General features: G+C 43.2%; 19 protein-coding genes. 9 read left to right on the top strand and 10 right to left on the bottom strand.

Features of this window, described 5'->3' with window-relative positions; all coding sequences use genetic code 11:
* Together GKO22_RS11790 and GKO22_RS11785 are read left to right on the top strand one after the other, a co-directional pair.
* Nucleotides 1-1,191 (top strand): acetyl-CoA C-acyltransferase, encoded by a 1,191-nt coding sequence (locus GKO22_RS11790; protein ID WP_166335275.1) that lies wholly within the window; start codon nt 1-3, stop codon nt 1,189-1,191.
* Nucleotide 1,192: 1 nt separating this feature from the next.
* The gene (locus GKO22_RS11785; RefSeq protein WP_166335273.1) at nt 1,193-1,822 is read left to right on the top strand and encodes a 3-oxoacid CoA-transferase subunit B; all 630 of its coding nucleotides are present in this window, start codon (nt 1,193-1,195) and stop codon (nt 1,820-1,822) included.
* Nucleotides 1,823-1,880: 58 nt separating this feature from the next.
* Here the strand turns inward: GKO22_RS11785 and GKO22_RS11780 are convergent, their stop codons facing one another.
* From GKO22_RS11780 to GKO22_RS11745, 8 genes are all read right to left on the bottom strand, one after another.
* The gene (locus GKO22_RS11780; protein WP_166335271.1) at nt 1,881-2,438 is read right to left on the bottom strand and encodes a DUF4256 domain-containing protein; all 558 of its coding nucleotides are present in this window, start codon (nt 2,436-2,438) and stop codon (nt 1,881-1,883) included.
* 215 nt (nt 2,439-2,653) lie between these two features.
* On the bottom strand, nt 2,654-3,235 hold the full coding sequence (locus GKO22_RS11775; RefSeq protein WP_166335270.1) for a DUF4136 domain-containing protein: 582 nt from the start codon (nt 3,233-3,235) through the stop codon (nt 2,654-2,656).
* A 229-nt stretch (nt 3,236-3,464) separates the two neighbouring features.
* The gene (gene pgl / locus GKO22_RS11770; RefSeq protein ID WP_317165711.1) at nt 3,465-4,202 is read right to left on the bottom strand and encodes a 6-phosphogluconolactonase; all 738 of its coding nucleotides are present in this window, start codon (nt 4,200-4,202) and stop codon (nt 3,465-3,467) included.
* Nucleotides 4,195-5,730: a glucose-6-phosphate dehydrogenase gene (zwf, locus tag GKO22_RS11765; protein WP_166335266.1), complete on the bottom strand. Its 1,536-nt coding sequence runs from the start codon at nt 5,728-5,730 to the stop codon at nt 4,195-4,197. The genes pgl and zwf overlap by 8 nt, the downstream gene beginning before the upstream one ends.
* A 25-nt stretch (nt 5,731-5,755) precedes the next feature.
* Nucleotides 5,756-7,162 carry an NADP-dependent phosphogluconate dehydrogenase gene (gene gndA, locus GKO22_RS11760; protein ID WP_166335264.1) on the bottom strand — a complete coding sequence of 469 codons (1,407 nt, stop codon included), beginning with the start codon at nt 7,160-7,162 and terminating at the stop codon, nt 5,756-5,758.
* 148 nt (nt 7,163-7,310) lie between these two features.
* Nucleotides 7,311-8,954 (bottom strand): NAD+ synthase, encoded by a 1,644-nt coding sequence (locus GKO22_RS11755; protein WP_166335262.1) that lies wholly within the window; start codon nt 8,952-8,954, stop codon nt 7,311-7,313.
* Between the two features lie 10 nt (nt 8,955-8,964).
* The gene (locus GKO22_RS11750) at nt 8,965-9,642 is read right to left on the bottom strand and encodes an outer membrane beta-barrel protein (RefSeq protein ID WP_166335261.1); all 678 of its coding nucleotides are present in this window, start codon (nt 9,640-9,642) and stop codon (nt 8,965-8,967) included.
* 59 nt (nt 9,643-9,701) lie between these two features.
* A complete protein-coding gene (locus GKO22_RS11745; protein ID WP_116774096.1) occupies nt 9,702-10,991 on the bottom strand; it encodes a citrate synthase in 1,290 nt (429 codons plus the stop codon).
* A gap of 217 nt (nt 10,992-11,208) precedes the next feature.
* Here GKO22_RS11745 and GKO22_RS11740 point away from each other — a divergent pair, with 217 nt between their 5' ends.
* Both GKO22_RS11740 and GKO22_RS11735 read left to right on the top strand, forming a co-directional pair.
* Nucleotides 11,209-11,577: a BlaI/MecI/CopY family transcriptional regulator gene (locus GKO22_RS11740; RefSeq protein ID WP_166335259.1), complete on the top strand. Its 369-nt coding sequence runs from the start codon at nt 11,209-11,211 to the stop codon at nt 11,575-11,577.
* A gap of 1 nt (nt 11,578) precedes the next feature.
* Complete coding sequence (locus tag GKO22_RS11735; protein ID WP_166335257.1) at nt 11,579-13,447, top strand: M56 family metallopeptidase; 1,869 nt, start codon at nt 11,579-11,581, stop codon at nt 13,445-13,447.
* A gap of 22 nt (nt 13,448-13,469) precedes the next feature.
* On the opposite strand, the gene GKO22_RS11730 is transcribed toward GKO22_RS11735, so the two are convergent.
* Complete coding sequence (locus GKO22_RS11730) at nt 13,470-14,516, bottom strand: 3-oxoacyl-ACP synthase III family protein (RefSeq protein ID WP_166335255.1); 1,047 nt, start codon at nt 14,514-14,516, stop codon at nt 13,470-13,472.
* A 74-nt stretch (nt 14,517-14,590) separates the two neighbouring features.
* Here GKO22_RS11730 and GKO22_RS11725 point away from each other — a divergent pair, with 74 nt between their 5' ends.
* The 3 genes from GKO22_RS11725 to GKO22_RS11715 all read left to right on the top strand — a co-directional run bounded on the left by GKO22_RS11725 (nt 14,591) and on the right by GKO22_RS11715 (nt 18,336).
* The gene (locus GKO22_RS11725) at nt 14,591-14,872 is read left to right on the top strand and encodes an ATP-dependent Clp protease adaptor ClpS (RefSeq protein ID WP_166335253.1); all 282 of its coding nucleotides are present in this window, start codon (nt 14,591-14,593) and stop codon (nt 14,870-14,872) included.
* Nucleotides 14,873-14,956: 84 nt separating this feature from the next.
* Nucleotides 14,957-17,458 carry a TonB-dependent receptor gene (locus tag GKO22_RS11720; protein WP_240920281.1) on the top strand — a complete coding sequence of 834 codons (2,502 nt, stop codon included), beginning with the start codon at nt 14,957-14,959 and terminating at the stop codon, nt 17,456-17,458.
* A 56-nt stretch (nt 17,459-17,514) separates the two neighbouring features.
* A complete protein-coding gene (locus GKO22_RS11715; RefSeq protein ID WP_166335250.1) occupies nt 17,515-18,336 on the top strand; it encodes a 3-keto-disaccharide hydrolase in 822 nt (273 codons plus the stop codon).
* Between the two features lie 83 nt (nt 18,337-18,419).
* Here the strand turns inward: GKO22_RS11715 and GKO22_RS11710 are convergent, their stop codons facing one another.
* Complete coding sequence (locus GKO22_RS11710) at nt 18,420-19,121, bottom strand: YjjG family noncanonical pyrimidine nucleotidase (RefSeq protein ID WP_166335248.1); 702 nt, start codon at nt 19,119-19,121, stop codon at nt 18,420-18,422.
* Between the two features lie 123 nt (nt 19,122-19,244).
* Between GKO22_RS11710 and GKO22_RS11705 the strand changes: the two genes are divergently transcribed.
* Together GKO22_RS11705 and GKO22_RS11700 are read left to right on the top strand one after the other, a co-directional pair.
* Nucleotides 19,245-20,123 (top strand): sensor histidine kinase, encoded by an 879-nt coding sequence (locus tag GKO22_RS11705; RefSeq protein WP_166335246.1) that lies wholly within the window; start codon nt 19,245-19,247, stop codon nt 20,121-20,123.
* Complete coding sequence (locus tag GKO22_RS11700) at nt 20,113-20,814, top strand: response regulator transcription factor (RefSeq protein WP_166335245.1); 702 nt, start codon at nt 20,113-20,115, stop codon at nt 20,812-20,814. The genes GKO22_RS11705 and GKO22_RS11700 overlap by 11 nt, the downstream gene beginning before the upstream one ends.
* Nucleotides 20,815-20,822: the final 8 nt, after the last annotated feature.

The following is a 20,822-nucleotide window of genomic DNA, read 5'->3' as shown; positions in this document are numbered from 1 at the left end:
ATGCAAAACACAACAAAAAAAGTATTTATTGTTGCCGCCAAACGTACCCCAATTGGCGGTTTCGGCGGCGAACTAGCGTCGATCGCTGCGACCGATTTGGGTGCAAAAGCGATCGATGCGGCACTCCAGCAAAGCGGTGTGGCGACAGATCAAGTGGATGAGATTTTGATGGGAAATGTACTGTCAGCAAATGTAGGTCAGGCGCCAGCGCGGCAGGCATCTCGCAAAGCAAGTCTTCCAGACAATGTGCCAGCCACGACTATTAATAAAGTGTGCGCCAGCGGTATGAAAGCGGTATCTATTGGTGTGCAGCAAATCTTGCTAGGCGATGCCGATATCGTTGTGGCTGGCGGAATGGAAAGCATGAGTCAAGTGCCGTTTTACGATGCTTCGGCACGTTGGGGCGCCAAATATGGTCATCAAAAGCTGATTGACGGCTTGCAAAAAGATGGCTTGACGGATGTCTACTCAGAGCAAGCGATGGGAAATTGCGGTGAATCCTGCGCGGCGAAATATGAATTTACGCGAGAACAGCAGGATGAATATGCAATTTCATCCTACGAACGTAGTAAACAGGCTTGGGATGGTGGCAAGTTTGCTGCCGAGGTAGTCGAAGTAACGGTGGCCGGTCGTAAAGGAGATACGGTGGTTACCGAAGATGAAGAATTCCGACAAGTCAATATCGGTAAAATTCCACAACTACGACCGTCTTTTAGTAAAGAAGGAACGATTACAGCGGCCAATGCATCTACGCTAAGTGATGGTGCGGCAGCTTTGGTTTTGGCCAGTGAAGAGAAAGTAAAGGAACTTGGGTTAAAACCCATCGCCGAGGTGATTGCTTATGCTGATGCAGAGCAAGATCCAGAATGGTTTACCACGACGCCGAGCATTGCTACAGAGAAGGTGCTTAAAAAAGCTGGTCTGACGAAAGATGATATCGACTACTTTGAGTTCAATGAAGCTTTCTCCGTAGTGGCGTTAGCCAATGCCAAAATCTTGGGATTAGCTACAGAAAAGATCAATGTGTACGGTGGTGCGGTCGCGCTAGGCCATCCGCTCGGTTGTAGTGGCGCACGCATACTCGTGACTTTAAGTAGCGTATTAAAGCAAGAAGGTGGCACGTACGGGTTAGCCGCTATATGTAATGGCGGTGGCGGTGCTAGTGCGATGATCATCAAAAAATACGAATGATATGCTGGATAAATATGGAATTGCCAAACGAATTGCGAAGGAAGTAAAGGATGGTTATTATGTGAATTTGGGAATCGGCATACCGACTTTAGTGGCCAATTACATCCCAGATGATATTCATGTCGTGCTACAAAGTGAAAATGGATTGCTTGGTATGGGGCCTTTTCCGTCGGAAGGAGAGGAGGATGCTGATTATATCAATGCAGGAAAGCAAACCATCACCACGTTGCCAGGCTCAGCTTTCTTTGACTCGGCCATGAGCTTTGGTATGATCCGCTCACGAAAGGTGGACTTGACCATTTTAGGAGCGATGGAAGTATCTGAAAATGGTGATATCGCGAACTGGAAAATTCCGGGAAAGATGGTGAAAGGTATGGGAGGCGCCATGGATTTGGTCGCCAGTGCTCAAAATATTATTGTAGCCATGCAGCACGTGAACCGACAAGGCGAATCTAAATTACTGCCATCTTGTGCGCTGCCACTAACGGGTTTGCGTTGCGTCAAGAAGATCGTGACCGAGTTAGGAGTATTTGATATCATACCCGAGGGCGGCTTTAAGATTGTCGAATTGCACGAAGGGGTTACGCTTGAGCAAGTGCGAAATAGTACCAAGGGTAAATTAATCGACTAAATAATGCGCGGATGATAGCGTAAGGAGGTAAGTTTGCACTTTCTCTCCTTATGCTATCTTATATATGAATAAATCCACGAAACCCTCTCGCACTATAATAAGATTCTGCACCATTGTGATAGATAAAAACACGACCAAAGCGGTAATCGCCAAATAGCGCGCCTCCTAGCTTACGGAACTCCGCTGGCGTGCGCAACCAACTGGAAGTTTTAGTGTCAAATTTACCCACTTCTTGAAGTCTTTTGTATGCCTCCTCATCCAACAATTCTATGCCCATGCTTCGGGCTACTTCTACGGCGCTATCAACTGGTTTATTTTGTTTTCGGGAGTCCAAAGCTTCCTGATCATAACATAAACTGCGTCGGCCTGTGGGACTTTCTGGGGCAAAGTCGCAGAAGATCAACTTACCTGTATCCGCATCCGTACCAATCACATCGGGTTCACCTTGACTATCTTCCATAGCATAAAGCGCATACAAGGCTGCATCATCGGCGCTCTCTAACCTAATTAGTACATCATGCCATATCAATTTAGGGTGTCTTTTTTCATTTTCCCTAAACCGTTTTTCTAATTTTTCAACTAATTCCTCTTTTTGGTCTTCTGTCAATTTCGTCATAATCGGATAGGGGTTCGTTCGTTTTTTATCTTGGTGTTGATTAAGGTTTACCATTACACAATGACCAATAAAGTTAATCGCAACAATAACCCAAACTAATTTACGCATATTTTGCGCATAGAAAAAGGGGAAAGTTTTGTACACTTTCCCCTTTTTCTAGGGATATAGACGATCAATCGTCAGTATCTTTATAACTAAACGATTGTCTATAGCATTTATTTCCGACTTGGATATTGTTTAAAGATTCCCTGAATTATACCTGGTAATTTGTTGATAGCGCGCTCAGGATTGCGTACTTCTCTTGATCCACGTGCTTGCCAAACTACGGCATCTTCTTTACGATCAACTGCTTCGACAATGATATGAGCATAGCGATAGCCTTCGCGACCAACTGGTTGAGACCAACCGCCTCCCCAGCCCATGCCCCAGCCCCAGCCGCCACCCCAGCCCCAAGGTCCCATTCCCCAGCCGCCCCAGCCTCCATTAGACCAGATTAAGCGACTTTTGTTGTTGACGATGGCGATATAGCGGAATAAAATGTCTGGATTTTCTTTAGAATACGTAAGACCCAATTTCTCTACTTCGGTGTTAGCCGCGATCATAATATTCTCCCGAGCGATATCGTTAGAAAAATAATCTTTGGATAAAGAATCAATAGGCGCTAACCAACCGTACGTGCGATATTGGGTGAAATCTTTATTCATCACCTTGGTGGTGTTGAACTTATTGGTACGACACGCCGAAAACAAAAGCGTGACAGCCAACAAAAGGCTAAAGTGTAGTATGTATTTTTTCATGACTTTTAGATGCTAACAAGTGTCTATCTTGTGCTGTTTGACATGTTAATATATTAAAGGTTTAATAACGTTGTTTTAAAATATTGGTAGAAAATTGAAATCGCCAATAGATAGTATTCGTGTACTGATTCACATTTTTCATTTCCGCAATCTCCTTCCAGTAAAAAGCCTAACAGACTACGAATAAAATAGTTTGTTAGGCTTTTTATGATAACAGGGACATCAATATCTAATCGGAAGTGACCGAATCTGACAGCTTCGAAGCTGCTGCCTGATCAACCAAAAACAGCAACTCTCCCGAGGTCGGATTTAGCAATTGAGAAGGATATTCTTCTGAATTGCGTGCGCCTTCTAACACTTCATGTAAGGCCGGAGCTTTCTTTTCACCAAAGGTGATGACCACTATTTGTTTTGCCTTATTAATCAACGGAGCAGTCAGCGTGATGCGGTGCATCTGCTGGGGCGTGAGGTAATAAGCATCCACCCATTTTGTCTTTTCGTGCAATACGTCGGTATGTGGAAACAGCGATGCAGTATGTCCATCGTCGCCCATGCCGAGCAGAATCAAATCAAATTGTCCTTCTGCACCCAATACCTGCTTTAACTGTTGCTCGTAGATAACAGCAAATTCCTCTGGCGAACGATCTGTGTCGTACATTGGAAAAATCTGATCTTCTGGTAAAGGCACTTGTTGTAGTAATGTTTCGAAAGCCATTTTGGCATTGCTTAACGAATCCGTTAATGGTACCCAGCGCTCATCGCCCCAGAACACAAATACTTTGGTCCAGTCGAGCTGATCCAAGTAAGCTGGTGTGGCCAAAAGTTTGTACAATTCTACAGGCGAAGATCCGCCAGTCAATGCCACGCTAAATTTTCCTTTTTCAGCTATTGCCTTTTGGCCTGCCGCTACAAAAAGATCTGCTGCAGCGGGATGAATATCGGCTGGTTGTGCGTAGATTTTAATCACAGTTTTCGTCTTTTGATTTCGTTTTATGTAAAGCATTTACGGCCCATACATGTCCTTGTTGTGCCACCAGTACTTCTGCTGTTTCCGGTCCCCAAGTTCCCGAAGCATAATTTGGGAAATCCAAAGAATCCCGGCTTTCCCAAGCTTCCTGAATTGGCGTGATCACATCCCAAGCTTCATCTACCTGATCCGAACGCATAAACAGGGTTGCATCACCATTTAAGGCATCTAACAGCAAGGTCTCATACGCTTCTGGAGATTGTGTAGAGCAGGTATCATAATCGAAAATCATTTCCGAAGGATTCAAACTCATACTTAATCCTGGCTTTTTCGTCATGAAGCGCAGTCGGATGTCCATTTGTGGTTGTATATTAATCGTTAGCCGATTTGGCATCAGATTTTCCGCAGCTTCGCCATTTGAAAATGTAGAGTGCGGTACCGGTTTAAACTGAATGGTGATCGACGAATGCTTCTCTTGCATGCGCTTACCGGTACGCAGGTAAAACGGCACGCCTTGCCAGCGCCAGTTGTCCAAATAAAACTTGATCGCAGCGTAAGTTTCTGTATTTGATTTTGGATTTACACCTTGTTCCTCGCGGTAGCCGGGTACTTTTTTGCCCTGCAGCCAACCTTCGTGGTATTGGCCACGTACGGCATAGCGACTAACTTCTTCGGGTTTGATACGCCGGATCGAACGCAAAACATCCACTTTTCGGTTACGAATTTCTTCGGCTTTGAACGAGGCAGGAGTTTCCATCGCCACCATACACAAAATCTGTAGTAAGTGATTCTGGATCATATCGCGTAGCGCGCCTGCACCTTCGTAATATTCACCACGATTTTCTACGCCAACCTGTTCGGCTACCGTGATCTGTACCGAGTCAATGTAATTGCGATTCCATAAAGGCTCAAAAAGCGCGTTTCCAAAACGAAATGCTAGAATATTCTGTACCGTCTCTTTACCTAGATAATGATCTATTCTATAGATTTGATGCTCTTGGAAAGTTTGGGTTAGTAGTTGATTCAACTCAACTGCTGTTTTTTTGTTGTAGCCAAAAGGCTTTTCAATTACGATACGATCTTGCTCTGGTACGCTGGCCAAGCCTGATGCATTGATATTTAAGGTGGCAGCGCCAATGAAACGTGGCGCGACCGATAGGTAAAACAAACGATTTGCCCGCTCGCCCCATTCGGCATCTAGGGCATCTAATTGAGCCGCCAACTCTTGATAGGATTCTGGCGTTTCAATGTTCGATTGGAAGTAGCTCACCTGCGGATTGAAGATCGCCCATTTATCCGCTTCGGGTGCTCCCGTCCGCGAAAACTCGGTTAATCCTTCCTTCAAATGCTCGCGATAGGCATCATTGTCGAGCGCAGTTCTTCCCAACCCGATGATGGCAAATTTTTCAGGCATCCAATCGTCCAGAAAAAGATTATAAAAGGCAGGAATTAGTTTCCGCTTTGCCAGATCGCCTGTTCCTCCGAAGATGACGATAATCGCTGGTCTCGCTTTTTTACTTGTTTTCATGTGTAGACAGATAATACACTAGGCCTTAGCCCCATTGTGTGTGGAAGATACCTTCGCGATCGATACGCTCATAGGTATGTGCTCCAAAATAATCCCGTTGTGCTTGTATCAAGTTCGTTGGCAAATTAGCCGAACGATATGCATCAAAATAGGCCAAAGCATTCATTAGCCCTGCTACTGGAATACCTTTCGCTACTGCGAAGTTAATCACCGCGCGGAAATTCTCTTGTAAGCCCAACAATTGTTGTCCGATCTGCGCATCCAATAGGATGTTGCGCAAGTCTGGATTACGTTGGTAGGCTTGTCTAAAATCTTCTAATGCCGCTGCGCGAATAATGCATCCACCGCGCCAGATTTTGGTCACCGTTTCTAATTCTAATCCGTATTTATAAGTATCGGATGCAACCGTAAGCTGTGCCAATCCTTGTGCGTAGGTGAGCAGCATAGCCGCGTGAAATGCATCTTTCAGCTGTTTTAACAGTTGATCTTCTGCCACGTCAGACGAGGAAGTGGCTTCCCAAGTCAGTTGTTTCGCCGCTTCGATACGTTCTGGTTTGTATTTGGAGATGTCGCGCATATTCACCGCGGCATCGATCACTGGTACGGGTACTTGCAGATCCATGGCATTTTGCGAAGTCCATTTTCCTGTTCCTTTGGATTTAGCCCAGTCGGAGATCGCGTGGATTAATGGTGTACCATCTTCGTCTTTCTGTTTCAAGATCTCGCCCGTGATTTCTACCAAGAAAGATTGCAATTCGCTTTCGTTCCATTGGGCAAACGTCTCTTGTATCTTTTCGTCTGCAATGCCTGCACCACGTTTCATCAAGTCGTACACCTCTGCTAACAGTTGCATAATCCCGTATTCGATACCATTGTGCACCATTTTAACATAGTTACCTGCAGATCCACTGCCTAAGTACGCTACGCAAGGATCGCCATTGACTTTGGCAGAGATGGCTTCAAAAATCGGGCGCAAGCGCTCGTAAGCAACATCGTCACCACCGGGCATCATACTTGGGCCAAATCGAGCGCCTTTTTCTCCACCGGAGATTCCCATTCCAAAAAAGTGAATATTCTTTTCGGAAAGGTACGTATAGCGCCTTTCGGTATCTGGAAAATACGAGTTTCCGCCGTCGACTAAAATGTCGCCTTCTTCCAGGTGCGGAAGCAAACTTTCGATGGCACTATCTACAGGCTTGCCAGCCGGAACCAATAGCATAATAGCGCGGGGCTTGCGAATAGCTTCTACAAAAGTAGCTACGTCGGTCGTCGCTTTGATTTTATGATTTTCTGCTGCCTCTGACTGTAGTGAAGCTGCTTTTTCGGTGTCAAGGTCTAATCCAGCTACTGCGAAAGAATGGTCGGCCATGTTCAATAATAGGTTTCTACCCATTACGCCAAGTCCTACTATACCAAAATCGTATGATTCCATAAACTAAATTCTGTTTTTTGATGAGGATAAAAATGTTTTTTCATCTTGTGCGCAGAAATCTAATCTGGCCTACACAAGAATCAAACGTGATTCAAAGATAAAATTTTTCCTAAATAACAGTTGGTTAATCTGTTGAAATGACGCTCGATTAACTTGGATATTTAGCAACCAAAGGAATGACACGACCGGGGCCAAAAGCTTTAGGGCTTATGCGTAGGATGGGTGGTGCTTGGAAGCGTTTGAATTCCGCTCTATTGAGCATATTTTGTACGCGTAACACCATTTCTTCGTCAAACCCTAACGGTACGATTTCTTGACCGGATTTCTGCTGCTCGATCAGTTGGTAGAGGATGCTGTCCAATAGTTCATAATCGGGTAGGGAGTCAGCGTCTTTTTGATCCGGTCTTAATTCCGCCGAAGGCGGTTTTACGATTGTATTTGTTGGAATGATTTCGTGATGGCGGTTGATGTATTCGGCCAGTTGGTACGCCTGTGATTTGTAGACATCGCCGATCACAGAGATTGCGCCAGCCATATCACCATACAAGGTGCCATAACCTACTGATGCCTCACTTTTATTGGACGTATTTAGCAAAATATAACCAAATTTATTAGCTGTAGCCATCAAAATGGTCGCACGAATACGTGCTTGTATATTTTCTTCGGTAATATCAGGTTGCAAGCCACTAAAAAGGTCGCTCAACGTCTCGTCGTAAGCTTCTACCATGCTGTGAATAGGCACTATGTGATGATTACAACCGGTATTGGACACTAAATCCAAAGCGTCTTTAAGCGAGTGATCCGAGGAATATTTGGAAGGCAGCAAAATTGCGAATACATTGTCTGCACCTAGCGCTTCACACGCCAATGCGGCGACAATTGCAGAGTCAAGTCCACCAGATAATCCTAAAACCGCTTTCTTAAAACCGGATTTAGTAAAATACTCTTTTAAACCGAAGACCAGCGCTGCATGGATTTGTGCAATTTCCGATCCCGGCAGGTATACTTCTCGATGTTCCTTCAGCTGAAATCCACCTTTCACTAAACTTAGTTCTGCAAAGTCCTCTTCAAAAGCCGACAAAACCGTAACCACATCGCCATTGCTATCCAACACGAAAGAGCGGCCATCGAAAATAATATCAGTATGCGCTCCTACTTGATTCAGATAGATCAAAGGTGCCTGTGTGCGCAACACCGCGCGCCGCATAATATCCAAACGCGTTTGGTGATGTGTGTATGAAAAAGGAGAGGCGGCAATGTTCACGATCAAGTCAGGTTTTTCTACCGCTAGATCTTGAATGATATCACCCATATACGTGTTATCCACCCCATTGTCCCACAAATCTTCGCAGATCGTCAAGGCAATTTTTGTGTCGCCGATCGTCACACAATGCACATCTTTGTTGGGTTCGAAATAACGGTATTCATCAAACACATCATAATCCGGCAAGTACGTTTTCTTAACTGTATGCTTTACTTCACCTTGCTCAATAACTAGTGCAGCATTAAACAAATGCTTTCCTTCGGAGTGATTGTTACGGATTGGAGCACCAATGATACAAGCAATGTCGCAACAGGCACTCGCAATTTCGTGCAAAGCCTTCTCGCAGGCATTCAGATAGGCTGGATTGCGCAACAAATCTTTAGCAGGATATCCACCAATAGCCAATTCAGCAAAGATGATCAGTTCGTTTCCTTGCTTTTTAGCTTTGTGTATGGTTTCTATAATCTTTGCGGTATCCGTTTCAAAATCTCCAATACGATAATTGAGTTGAGCTAAAGCAATTTTCATGAGTAGTATGTTAAAATAATAAACCGACTTGGAGTGCTACGTAGGAAATCTTTGGCTCGCCACCGTTGCGGATAGCGCGGGTAAAACCGTTGTTGTACGCTGCACCTGTCAGCAATCCCAAGTTGCCGCCCAAATTCCATTCCACTCCGGTGCCAATCTGCAATCCTAACCGTACTAAATCAGTGCCAGAAAGCGATTGATGCTCCGCACCGGGCAAATCGGTCCTTTGTCTAGCCGATACGCGAACGCCGGCAGTCACCCCAAACTGTCCGTATATACGGCCATAATCTCTTTCTTCTGTTTTAAGCTTGATTGTTAGTGGCACTTCCGCATATTTTATGCGAACCGTATTGTTTACCACAGAAGGCGAACCGCCATCGAGCTGTAATTCTCGTTCGGCTCGCAGATCATTTAAAATGAGTCCAGTTGAAAAGTAATAGTTTCTGGAAAATCCAAAATCTGCTAACAATCCGTATCCAAAACGGTAACTCGAACTGCCATTAAATGATGCGTTGTCAAAATTAAACCAGCTAATATTTGGATTAAAAACTAAGCCAAGGCGCATATTGCGCTCATATGGATAGCCTCCATATTGTGCTTGGGCGTTTAGTGAAGTGCAGAAAAATGCAATCGCAATAGCTGCGATCATCCTGTATTTTTGGAGCAGTAGGTTAGATAGTCTGAGCATAGTTTGTTAGTTAAAAGAAAAGCACCTATCGAGGTGCTTTTCTTCTTATTTATATCGATTTATCGTTTTTCAATATCTACGACGTCTCTTTTCGTTTCGCCGGTATATACTTGTCTTGGGCGGCCAATTGGCTCTTTGTTTTCGCGCATCTCTTTCCATTGTGCGATCCATCCCGGTAGGCGACCTAACGCGAACAATACTGTAAACATTTCTGGCTTGAAGTTCAAGGCACGGTAAATAATACCCGAATAAAAGTCTACGTTTGGATACAATTTACGATCGATGAAATATTGATCGTTCAAAGCGGCTTCTTCCAAACGGATTGCGATATCCAAAACAGGATCGTCGATACCTAGCTTTTCTAAAATGTCATCACACGCTTTCTTGATGATCTTAGCGCGCGGATCAAAGTTTTTATAAACACGGTGACCAAAGCCCATCAAACGGAAAGGATCGTTTTTATCTTTTGCTTTCGCCAAATATTTATCCGCATCACCACCATCTTCTTTGATCGCTTCCAACATCTCGATTACGGCTTGGTTAGCACCACCGTGTAGCGGACCCCAAAGCGCATTAATACCAGAAGCGATAGAAGCGTACAAGTTGGCATTCGAAGAACCTACCATACGAACCGTAGATGTAGAACAGTTTTGCTCGTGATCTGCGTGCAGAATCAATAGTTTTTGCATCGCACTGATTATCGCAGGATCGAAAGAACTTTCTGCAGTAACGTCAGAGAATAACATATTCATGAAATTCTCTACGTAATTCAAATCTTTCTTAGGATATACAATTGGATGTCCAATTGATTTTTTGTGAATCCAAGAAACAATCGTTGGCATTTTGGCCAATAGGTTGATCATGGTTTTATTATCTTCCTCTTTAGTCGCGTTTGGATTTAAAGATTCTGGATAAAACGCAGATAATGCACCTACAAGACATGATAACTGTCCCATTGGGTGAGATTGCGAAGGAAAACCTGCGAAGAAATTCTTCATGTCTTCGTGGATCAACGTTTGTTCTTTGATCTCCGCGCGGAAGCTTTCTAATTCTTGTTTCGTTGGTAGCTCACCATATATTAATAAATAAGCAACTTCTAAGAATAAGCATTTCTCTGCAAGTTGCTCAATAGGATAACCACGATAGTGTAATATACCATTCTCTCCATCTAAATACGTGATCGCACTTTTGGTAGCACCCGTGTTTTTGTAACCTGGGTCTAATGTGATGAATTCGGATTGATCTCGCAGTTTGGAGATATCTATTGCTTTCTCATTTTCGGTTCCGACGATTACAGGAAGATCGTAGGATTGCCCATTTAAGTTTATTGAAGCTTTATTATCTGACATAATTTTCTGACTCGATTTCTACAAATGTATAAAAAATCAAAAACAGTTCGGCTGTCGATAAGCATTAAATTAACATGAAATCGTCATATATGATCAGGTACACAAACTTCGTGAAAGGTGATAAAACAGCTATCTACGATTTTTTCGTAAAAAGTTTTTGAAAAGCTTTTTGTTTCTACGAACTTTTCGTAACATTGTGTAATCTACTGATACAGATATGGAAAAACTTACGATACAAGAAGAAGAAGCGATGCGCGCCATCTGGGAAACCGAAGGCGGATTCATTCGAGACATCCTAGCAAATCTACAATCCACAGAAGAAATGCCCTATACCACCTTGGCATCGACCGTTCGCAACCTAGAAAAGAAAGGCTATGTGCAAGCGGTAAAGGCGGGAAATGCGAAACGCTACGAGCCGTTGATCTCTGCACAGGAATATAAAGGGAAGTTTATGAATGGTTTTGTAGGCAACTATTTCCATAATTCGTATAAAGATATGGTGTCTTTTTTCATCAAAGAAGAGCGCTTATCATCCGCAGAGTTAGAAGAAATCCTCGACATGATCAAAAACAATAAATCCTCGTAACATGGAAAATCTATTAATCTATATTCTGCAGGTCAATGTCTTGTTGAGCATCGTGTATCTCGGTTATATATTATTGCTCAAAGGGCTCACTTTTTACAACCTTAATCGTGGTTATTTTTTGGTGGGCATGTTGTTCAGTTTTATCTATCCATTTTTAGATGTCAAAAGTTGGTTTACGCGCCATGTCGAACCCATCGGTGAGTTGGTGGATTTTATGCCGAATTTTGTGTCGACGCCAGCACCAGACAATCTGTACAGTATCAATAATGTGTTGCTTGTTGCGGTGGCGGCAGGAGCTACTTTCTTTTTCTTGCGTCTGCTGATTCAGTCGGCCAGTGTCTTGCGTGTGCACTGGAATTCTTCTTCGGCCTTATGGCATACGTTTTCCTATCGGAATGTGCGTTTTCCGGTGGCACCATTTTCTTTTCTTCGGCAGATATACCTGTACCGCAAGCAGCACGATGAGCAAGAGCTTACCCATATTTTCAAGCACGAACTGGTGCATACCAATGGCTTGCATTCCTTAGATGTCCTCTTGACAGAATTGGTATATACCTGCTGCTGGTACAATCCATTGGTTTTCATAATGCGCAAAGCCATTCATCAGAATTTAGAATTCCTGACGGATCAGCAAGTGCTAGATTTAGGGATTGACCGCCAGACGTATCAATACAATCTATTGCATGTTAACAGAACGGGATTAGCTACCCCGATCACAAATAAGTTCAATTTTAAAATGTTAAAACAAAGAATTATGATGATGAATAAAAAGCGCTCCTCCAAATTGGAGTTGAGCAAATATGCGATGCTCATACCTGTATTGGTGCTCGCGTCAGCAGCATTCACGGTAAACAAAGTGGAGGCGAATATCCACGATGCGGTCGAGAAGGGGAAAATCAGTGTGCTAAGCAATGATTTTTTAATGCATGACGCACCAATAACAGATACAGGCGCTCTGTGCTTGGATGATATTTTTGCAGGAGAAAAGTTTGCTATGGTAGATACAAATGATCCAAGAGCCAAAGGGTTAAAGAAAATAGAAGCACAAAATGATGATACGACTTTGGTGATTGTGAAAAAAGATAGGAGCAATACACCGGAAGGGGCTAACTCAGGAATAACGATCCGAAAACAGAGCGGCGATCCATTGTATGTTGTTGATGGAACGGTGATGCTACCAAAGGATTTTAAAAACGTCAACCCAAATGATATCGAAAGAATTGAGGTTTTGAAAGATGGTTCTGCTACTGCAGCATACGGAGAAAAAGGAAAGAATGGGGTTTTACTAGTGACCACTAAAGATAGTCCATCAACCACTAAAAAAGTAACAGGTAGCGGTACATTTCAAAGAGATAGCACGATCACTAAAATAAAAGCATCGAGTGGAAATGAACCAAAGCCCTTGTACGTGCTAGATGGTATTATAATCAAGGAATCTGATATGGATGGTGTAGACCCTAAAAGTATCGAAAGTGTTAGTGTTCTTAAAGATAATAGTGCTACGGCTATCTATGGTGAACAAGCCAAAAATGGTGCAGTTTTAATCGTAACAAAGCAATTTAACCATGGAGTAAAAGGTGATGAAAAAACCGCCAAAGAACCATCACGAGATCAGGGAAAACAACCTGGGACACCCACAGGTTTATTCGGTTCTCCAGAAAGTTGGAGTAAGAAAGATTCACCTATAGTTGTCGTTGATGACGAGATTCAAAAGAACGTAGATGTCAAAAAAATAAATACTAAGGGGATTGTCAATATTCGAAAACTTACAGGCAAAGATGCTACCGATAAATACGGTCAGGTGGCCAAGAATGGTGCTGTCGAAGTAACCACAAAAGCTGCCGCTAAAAAAGCCGATAGCAAAAAATAGCCCTAAATTACCATTACATCTACTACCAACGGATCAGCGCCGATCCCCACGTAAACCCAGCACCAAAAGCTGCAAAGCAAATTAGATCGCCCTCTTTGATCAATCCTTCTTGCCACGCTTCAGACAGCGCGATTGGTATAGAGGCGGCCGTTGTATTGCCATAACGTTGGATGTTGCTGTAGATTTTCTCATCAGGCAAACCGAGTGTCTTTTGCACATATTGCGAGATACGAAGGTTTGCCTGATGTGGTATTAATAAGTCAATGTCAGACGGTGATAAATTGTTCTTTGCTAAAGCTTCGTGAATCACTTCTGGAAATTTCACCACGGCTTTTTTAAATACCGCTTGGCCATCCATGGTAGGATACGCCGTGCCATCTTCTAGCATTTGTGGCGTCATTAGCATACCGCCCAATTCCTTATCGGGCCATTGAGGCGGATTTTCTAATCCAAAGCCAGCAGCAGCGCCGGGATAGTACATCGCTAATTTTTCTGCTTCGGCTCCGTCGGAATGCAGGTGCGTGCTCAATACGCCTTTTCCAGCCTCGGTTGTAGGCTGCATCACGACTGCGCCTGCGCCATCACCAAAGATCACCGATACATGTCTGCTTCGCGTATCAAAATCCATGGCGAACGATTGTTTCTCGGAGCCAACAACCAGCACATTTTTGTACATGCCCGTTTTGATAAACTGATCGGCAATCGAAAGCGCATACACAAAGCCAGAACACTGATTGCGAATATCCAATGCCCCAATTTCGCCCATGCCCATCTCGCGCTGCAGAAGAACCCCACAACCCGGAAAATAATAATCTGGAGAAAGTGTCGCGAAAATGATAAAGTCAACGTCCGCAGCGGTTATGCCGGCACGTTCCAATGCAATTTTACTCGCTTCAACGCCCATCGAAGTAGTTGTTTCACCAATTCGATCGGCATAGCGACGTTCCTGAATACCCGTGCGCTCTTGTATCCAAGCGTCGCTGGTATCCATAAAACGCGTTAAATCGTTGTTTGTATATACATTTTTTGGCACGTAATGTCCTATGCCGGCTATCTTTGACTGAAACATTCTCTATTTTTCCGATTACAATGAAATCCTGACAAAAGTAGAGAAATTTCTAAAAATACCTTAATTTTGCAGATATGGGTACGGAGACCGCTACAGAGACATTTACGCTAGAAGAGATTTTGGCAGCAGCAAAGGATGGACATCGTTTGATCTTATGGAACGATGATTTTAACACCTTCGATCATGTGATCCATTGCATGATGCATCATCTCCAATACTCCGAAGGAGAAGCTTCCCGCATCGCTTTCAAAGTGCACAATGAGGGAAAATGTGCTGTTTTAGAAGGTTCCTACACCGAAATGGAAATTTACCGTAAGATCTTAAAATCCGAAGGACTTACCGTCAGCGTCGAATAAAGATTTGTCGTAAGGTAATAATGCGGTTACGTGCTCGTAGTTACGATATCAAATACCCATTTTTGCTATACGAAACTTATGAACATGCTCTTAATCCGAAATCTTAGCGCCGTTTTATTACTTCTGCCGGTATTATCACAAGCGCAACAAAAAGCTCAAATCCGCGGTATCGTTGTCGATGCAGAGACGAAAGCACCTATTGCTGGCGCCAGCGTCAATATCTTGACGCAAGCGACTAAAGCTTATCTACGTGGCGCTCAAAGTCAGCAAAATGGACAATTCTCTATTGACAATTTAGATGCTTCCACTTTCGCCTTGCGCGTTGCCAATGTAGGTTACGACGATTATTTGCAGGATAATGTTTCATTGACCGCAGGTCAACAACTCAAAATAGATACTGTTTTTTTACATACCGAGAGCAAAGTCATCTCCGAAGTGACCGTACAAGGTCGCACGCCTGATATGAAAATCGGAATCGATCGCAAGATTTTTGATGTATCTCAATCTTTAGTTAGTGCAGGTGGTACCGCCAGCGAGTTATTGGCTAATGTTCCGACTTTGCAAGTCGATCAGGATGGCACTGTAAGCTTACGCGGGTCGTCTAATGTGCGTATTCTCATTGATGGCAAGGAGTCGGCGATGGCAGGATCAGATATTGCGGCATTATTGCAAAGTCTGCCAGCAGAAGTGATTGACAAAGTGGAGATCATGACCAACCCCTCTTCTAAATACGATGCAGAAGGCCAATCCGGTATTATCAATATTGTGTTGAAGAAAAACGCTCGTATCGGTTTCAACGGATCGGTGAATGCGACTGGCGGATCTTTTGGCAATGCCATGGGGAGTGCTACTTTAAACTATCGTGATAGTAAGTTCAATCATTTTGGCAGCTACAATTTCAATCGTCGTGTTAACCGTGGCGATGGTTTTAATGAGAATATCATCTATCGAGATAACACCGGAGAATTGGAAGCGCCGCGTCGCATCTATTCCGAGAATGATTCCCGTCGTACAGGTCTTAATCACACCGTGAGATTAGGTAGTGATTATTTTATGACCGATAAAACCACATTCAGTCTGGCTGGGAATCTGAGTCTGCGCGACAACAATCGCCGACAAGAACTGATGTACCAATACAATAACATTCCGGAAAACGGCCCAACAGGAAGTCGTGTCTCGCAGCAATACGAAGATGATTTGGGTTTTGATTTGCAATTTGATTTCCGCCAAGTATTAGGTCGTCCGGGTGAAGAAATCACAGCCAATGCCTCGTATGGCTATAGTACCGAAGATGGTACAAACGATTTTAATGAAATCTTTGCCGGTTCGCGTTTAGATATTGTTCGCCAGAACTTGACCACGGAGATGGGAAAAAACTATAATGCGCAAATAGATTATGTGTTGCCTATTGCCGAAAACCATAAGTTTGAAGCAGGATATCGCTCTATTATCCGTACGTCGGAAGATTCACAATATTCATTCGTAGATCGGACGAATACAGGCAACTTAAATCTAGACGGCCTATTTAGTAATGAGTTTGACCTGAAAAATGAAGTACACGCCGTCTACGCTAATTATCAGCGTATGCTCACTTCTAAATTGGGAGCACAGTTTGGTCTTCGCGGTGAACAGATGAGATTAACCTCCACGTATTATGCCGTAGAATCTGAAGCGGCAGAACCGAGAACAGGACCGGCTACCAATGGCGGATTTGATTTCTTCCGACTTTTTCCGAGTGCCTATTTGACCTACGAAGTAGGCAATCAAGGCGATAAGATTCAGATGAGTTATTCACGTCGTATTCGCCGTCCAAATGGTTGGCAGGTCAATCCATTTCTTAATGCGTCGGACGAGTCTAATCTGAGACAAGGTAATCCCAATCTAAGACCGGAAGATATACATGCTGCCGAAGTGGCTTACTCTAAATCGTACAATCGCTGGAATTTTGTCAGTTCGTTGTTCTACCGCCGTACCAGCGATATGATTAATCCTTTGCAACGTGATCCTTCGGAAATAGATCTTCCGCAGGAATTTCAAAATGCTTCTTACTTTGTGTGGGAAAACGTTGGACGATCTGATGATGCTGGTTTGGAGTTGATCTCCAAAGTAGATCTGGCACCATGGTGGGATGTCACTGCTAATGCCAATATTTTTAATAATCGCATCAGGCCAGACATTGAAGGCGTAGGTTTGAATCGGGTAAATACCATCAACTGGGACGGTAATTTGATGACCAATGTGAAGTTTATGCCAACATTTTCATTGCAGATGCGCGGCGATTACCGCAGTGGACGCGAACGCCCACAAGGCCGTATGAACGCTATGTGGGGCGTGGATATGGCATTGAAGAAAGATGTGTTGCGTAACAAAGGCAGTATTTTGTTCAACGTGCGCGATGTATTCAATTCTAGAAGATTTGAGATGGAAAGTTTTCTGCCGGATCGTTCCATCGCCTCGGCCAACCGTTGGAATCGTCGTATGCTAACGCTGACATTCACGTATCGTTTTGGTGTTCAGGATCTTTTCAAGCGCGACGACAATAAGAATGGTGGCGCACCAGAGGAAATGGGGGGCGGAGAGTTTTAAGTTTAATTTCCTATTGTGGAATGCTTTACTTACTTTAAATAAAATTTTATAAATCTATGAATAAGAGCAAAATTTTCGGTGTAATGGGAGCCGTAGTTATGATGATGTCACATTCGGCATGTTCATCCAAAAAAGGTATGACAAGCGAGGCAAATGTGCCAGAATATGAGGTGCTTGATTTACCGATGGTAAATGTTAAATCATTCAAGAAAAACTCCGCTGGAGCGCATGTAATTTTTGATGGCACATCACTAGAAGGATGGCGTGGTTACGCAAAAGATCACGTACCTAGTAAATGGACTATTGATAACGGTACGTTACATTTTAACCCAAAACCAGATGGTGTACAAAACCCAGAAGGTGGTGATATTATCTTTGCATCAGACTTGAAAAACTTTGAATTTGAGTTTGAGTGGAAAGTGGCAAAATCAGGTAACTCTGGTGCTTTTTTCTTAGCGAAAGAAGTAAAAGGACAGCCAATCTACATCTCTTCTCCAGAATACCAATTGTTGGACAACGAGAATCACCCAGATGCTAAAATGGGTGTGGATGGCAACAGAAAATCAGGATCATTATACGATATGATTCCTGCAAAACCACAAAACGGCTTCCCATTTGAGCAATGGAACAGAGCGAAAATCGTGGTAAACAAAGGGAAAGTAACCCATTACCAAAACGACGAGAAAGTGGTAGAGTACTCCTTATGGACTCCAGAGTGGACTCAGATGTTGCAAGCAAGTAAATTTAGCGAAGCTAAATGGCCTTTGGCATTCCACTTATTAAATAACGTAGGCGGCAAATCTAAATCTGGTGTGATCGGTTTTCAAGATCACGGCGATAAAGTGTGGATGAGAAACATCACCGTAAAAGTGTTGTAATTTCCACATGTCATCTAATAGAAAAGCTCCTTCACACCATGTGAAGGAGCTTTTTTTATGGGATCAGTACGGGTTCTGTATTATTAAAATAGCTTCTGCAGCTGTTTTAAATCTGTGATGCTATGCAGGACGTCACTAGGCACTTCTGCCACAAGCGGATTAAAATAAATCGCGTCCATGCCGAAGTTTTGTGCGCCACGTACATCCGCGTCCAGATTATCGCCAATCATGATCGACGTATCTGGGTTGGCTTTTCCCCCTTGCAACGCATGTTGGAATATCCTCGCATCGGGCTTATTAATGCCCACTATCTCCGAGATCGTGATCGTTTCGAAATAATCAGCCAGTTGGCTGCCGGCCAACTTGCGTTCGCAAGCTTCTTGAAAACCATTCGATATCAAATGCAATGTATAGCGTTCTTTCAAATACGAAAGCGTCTCATGCGCATTCGGGAATAAGTTGGTTTTATTTGGGCACACCGCCAAATATTCCTCCTCAAAATCCCATGGAAATAAGTTAGGATCAATTCCCAACTCCGTAAAAGTGTCTTCAAACCGTAATCGGCGAAGCGTTGGTTTGTCGATTTGATTGTGGTGATACAAGCCCCATAGTCGGTAGTTGTTGCTCGTGTAGGCGGTGATAAAATGATGAGGGTTGGCATCACCGCACAAATCTTCAAATTTGTATTTTACGTACAAATCCTGTAAAGTCTCCTTAGCGTTGCGGTCAAAATCCCAGATCGTATGATCCAGATCAAAAAAGATGTCTTTTTTATAAGTAAACATGTTGCAAAGATACGCCAGTCATGGGAAATGCCCTACTGACTATCTCTTCTTTCTGTCATAAAGCTTGGCTAATTTTCTTATGATCGCATATTTAAGTATTTTTGTCACAATTCAATTATTGAGATGAAGAGAGCTCTTTTTTGGTTGTATGTATTAGCTTTTTATGCATTGTGTCAGCTTATTAGCTGGGGGTATATTTTCATAAAATATGTACCCGAGCGTATGGGGATGATTATCGGTGAAGGAATGATTTTTTTGGCTATCTTTATAATGGCTGTTATTCGTCTGAAGAATCATCTAGAGCGCGAACGCAATTACCAACAGCAGCAGCAAAACTTTCTATTGTCGGTAACGCATGAATTAAAATCACCTTTGGCTTCCGTGAAGTTGTATTTGCAGACCATCTTGAAGCGTGATCTTGATCGGGAACAGCAACAAGTTTTTTTGGGCAATTCGCTGAAAGATATTGAAAGGCTTGATTATTTGGTAGAAAATGTACTCTTGGCTACCAAATTGGAGAGTCGATCGTTTAGCTTTCCAAAAGAGAACTTCGAGCTAAGTGAAATTGTGCACAATGTAGTAGATCGCTTGCAGAAAAATGCCTGTAAGTCGCAACAAGCTATCGTGGCCAACATACAACCCGGTGTGATGATCAATGCAGATAAGTTTGCGATCATCAATGTCGTGAGCAATCTGGTCGAGAATGCGATTAAGTATTCACCGCCTTGCGCGCACATCAATGTAATTTTAGCACAGCGCGAAGAAGGTATCGTGCTCGAAGTAGCCGATTTTGGAGAAGGTATCTCTGATACAGAAAAAAGATTGATATTCAATAAGTTCTATCGTGTGGGTAGCGAAGCTACCCGAAAAACTAAAGGAACGGGATTGGGTTTATATATAGTAAAATCCGTATTGCAAAAACATGAAGCTGCAATCCGTGTGAAAGACAATACGCCAAATGGAAGTGTTTTTGAAGTAAATTTTGGAAATTATGCAAGCTAAGCAACGTATATTATTAGTCGAAGACGAAGAGCATTTGTTAGAGGCCATCAAGCTGAATCTGGAAATGGAAGGTTACCGAGTAACCACCGCTACCGATGGTAAAAAAGCATTAAAAATATTCAAGGAAGAACGGTTCAACTTGGTCATCTTAGATGTGATGATTCCAGAGATCGACGGTTTTCAGGTGGCCGAAACCATCCGCTTGCAGAATACCGTCGTGCCCATCATGTTCTTGACCGCTAAAAACAGTAGTGAAGACCGCGTAACCGGACTTAAAAAGGGAGCTGACGATTATTTGGTGAAACCATTTAACCTGGAGGAATTGATTCTTCGTGTGGGCAATCTTATCCGTCGGGTGATGAAAGGCGATGATTTAAAAGAACTCAACTCTTATGTGATCGGCGATAAGACGATTTATTTCAACTCCTACGAATTACATCATGCCGATGGTACGATCACCTCGTTGACCAAAAAAGAAACGATGTTGCTCAAACTTTTGATCGAGCGTCGCAACGAAGCGGTATCGCGCGAGCAAATTTTAGAAACCGTATGGAACTACGATGTATATCCATCTACCCGTACGATTGATAATTTCATCTTAACGTTTCGTAAATATTTTGAACCAGATCAAAAGCGCCCGACCTACTTTCACTCCATCCGTGGCGTAGGATACAAGTTCATGGATCAATAAGCTACCAC

The organism is Sphingobacterium chungjuense, assembly GCF_011316935.1.
Lineage (GTDB): Bacteria > Bacteroidota > Bacteroidia > Sphingobacteriales > Sphingobacteriaceae > Sphingobacterium > Sphingobacterium chungjuense.
Note: the sequence above shows the minus strand (reverse complement) of the source record. Positions and strands in the feature narration are given on the sequence as shown.

What these genes read in the sequence shown, in the direction of transcription:
- GKO22_RS11790 (WP_166335275.1), top strand. Translation starts at nt 1, where the DNA reads ATGCAAAACACAACAAAAAAAGTATTTATTGTTGCCGCCAAACGTACC.
- GKO22_RS11785 (WP_166335273.1), top strand. Translation starts at nt 1,193, where the DNA reads ATGCTGGATAAATATGGAATTGCCAAACGAATTGCGAAGGAAGTAAAG.
- GKO22_RS11780 (WP_166335271.1), bottom strand. Translation starts at nt 2,438, where the DNA reads ATGACGAAATTGACAGAAGACCAAAAAGAGGAATTAGTTGAAAAATTA.
- GKO22_RS11775 (WP_166335270.1), bottom strand. Translation starts at nt 3,235, where the DNA reads ATGAAAAAATACATACTACACTTTAGCCTTTTGTTGGCTGTCACGCTT.
- zwf (WP_166335266.1), bottom strand. Translation starts at nt 5,730, where the DNA reads ATGAAAACAAGTAAAAAAGCGAGACCAGCGATTATCGTCATCTTCGGA.
- gndA (WP_166335264.1), bottom strand. Translation starts at nt 7,162, where the DNA reads ATGGAATCATACGATTTTGGTATAGTAGGACTTGGCGTAATGGGTAGA.
- GKO22_RS11755 (WP_166335262.1), bottom strand. Translation starts at nt 8,954, where the DNA reads ATGAAAATTGCTTTAGCTCAACTCAATTATCGTATTGGAGATTTTGAA.
- GKO22_RS11750 (WP_166335261.1), bottom strand. Translation starts at nt 9,642, where the DNA reads ATGCTCAGACTATCTAACCTACTGCTCCAAAAATACAGGATGATCGCA.
- GKO22_RS11745 (WP_116774096.1), bottom strand. Translation starts at nt 10,991, where the DNA reads ATGTCAGATAATAAAGCTTCAATAAACTTAAATGGGCAATCCTACGAT.
- GKO22_RS11740 (WP_166335259.1), top strand. Translation starts at nt 11,209, where the DNA reads ATGGAAAAACTTACGATACAAGAAGAAGAAGCGATGCGCGCCATCTGG.
- GKO22_RS11735 (WP_166335257.1), top strand. Translation starts at nt 11,579, where the DNA reads ATGGAAAATCTATTAATCTATATTCTGCAGGTCAATGTCTTGTTGAGC.
- GKO22_RS11730 (WP_166335255.1), bottom strand. Translation starts at nt 14,516, where the DNA reads ATGTTTCAGTCAAAGATAGCCGGCATAGGACATTACGTGCCAAAAAAT.
- GKO22_RS11725 (WP_166335253.1), top strand. Translation starts at nt 14,591, where the DNA reads ATGGGTACGGAGACCGCTACAGAGACATTTACGCTAGAAGAGATTTTG.
- GKO22_RS11720 (WP_240920281.1), top strand. Translation starts at nt 14,957, where the DNA reads ATGCTCTTAATCCGAAATCTTAGCGCCGTTTTATTACTTCTGCCGGTA.
- GKO22_RS11715 (WP_166335250.1), top strand. Translation starts at nt 17,515, where the DNA reads ATGAATAAGAGCAAAATTTTCGGTGTAATGGGAGCCGTAGTTATGATG.
- GKO22_RS11710 (WP_166335248.1), bottom strand. Translation starts at nt 19,121, where the DNA reads ATGTTTACTTATAAAAAAGACATCTTTTTTGATCTGGATCATACGATC.
- GKO22_RS11705 (WP_166335246.1), top strand. Translation starts at nt 19,245, where the DNA reads ATGAAGAGAGCTCTTTTTTGGTTGTATGTATTAGCTTTTTATGCATTG.
- GKO22_RS11700 (WP_166335245.1), top strand. Translation starts at nt 20,113, where the DNA reads ATGCAAGCTAAGCAACGTATATTATTAGTCGAAGACGAAGAGCATTTG.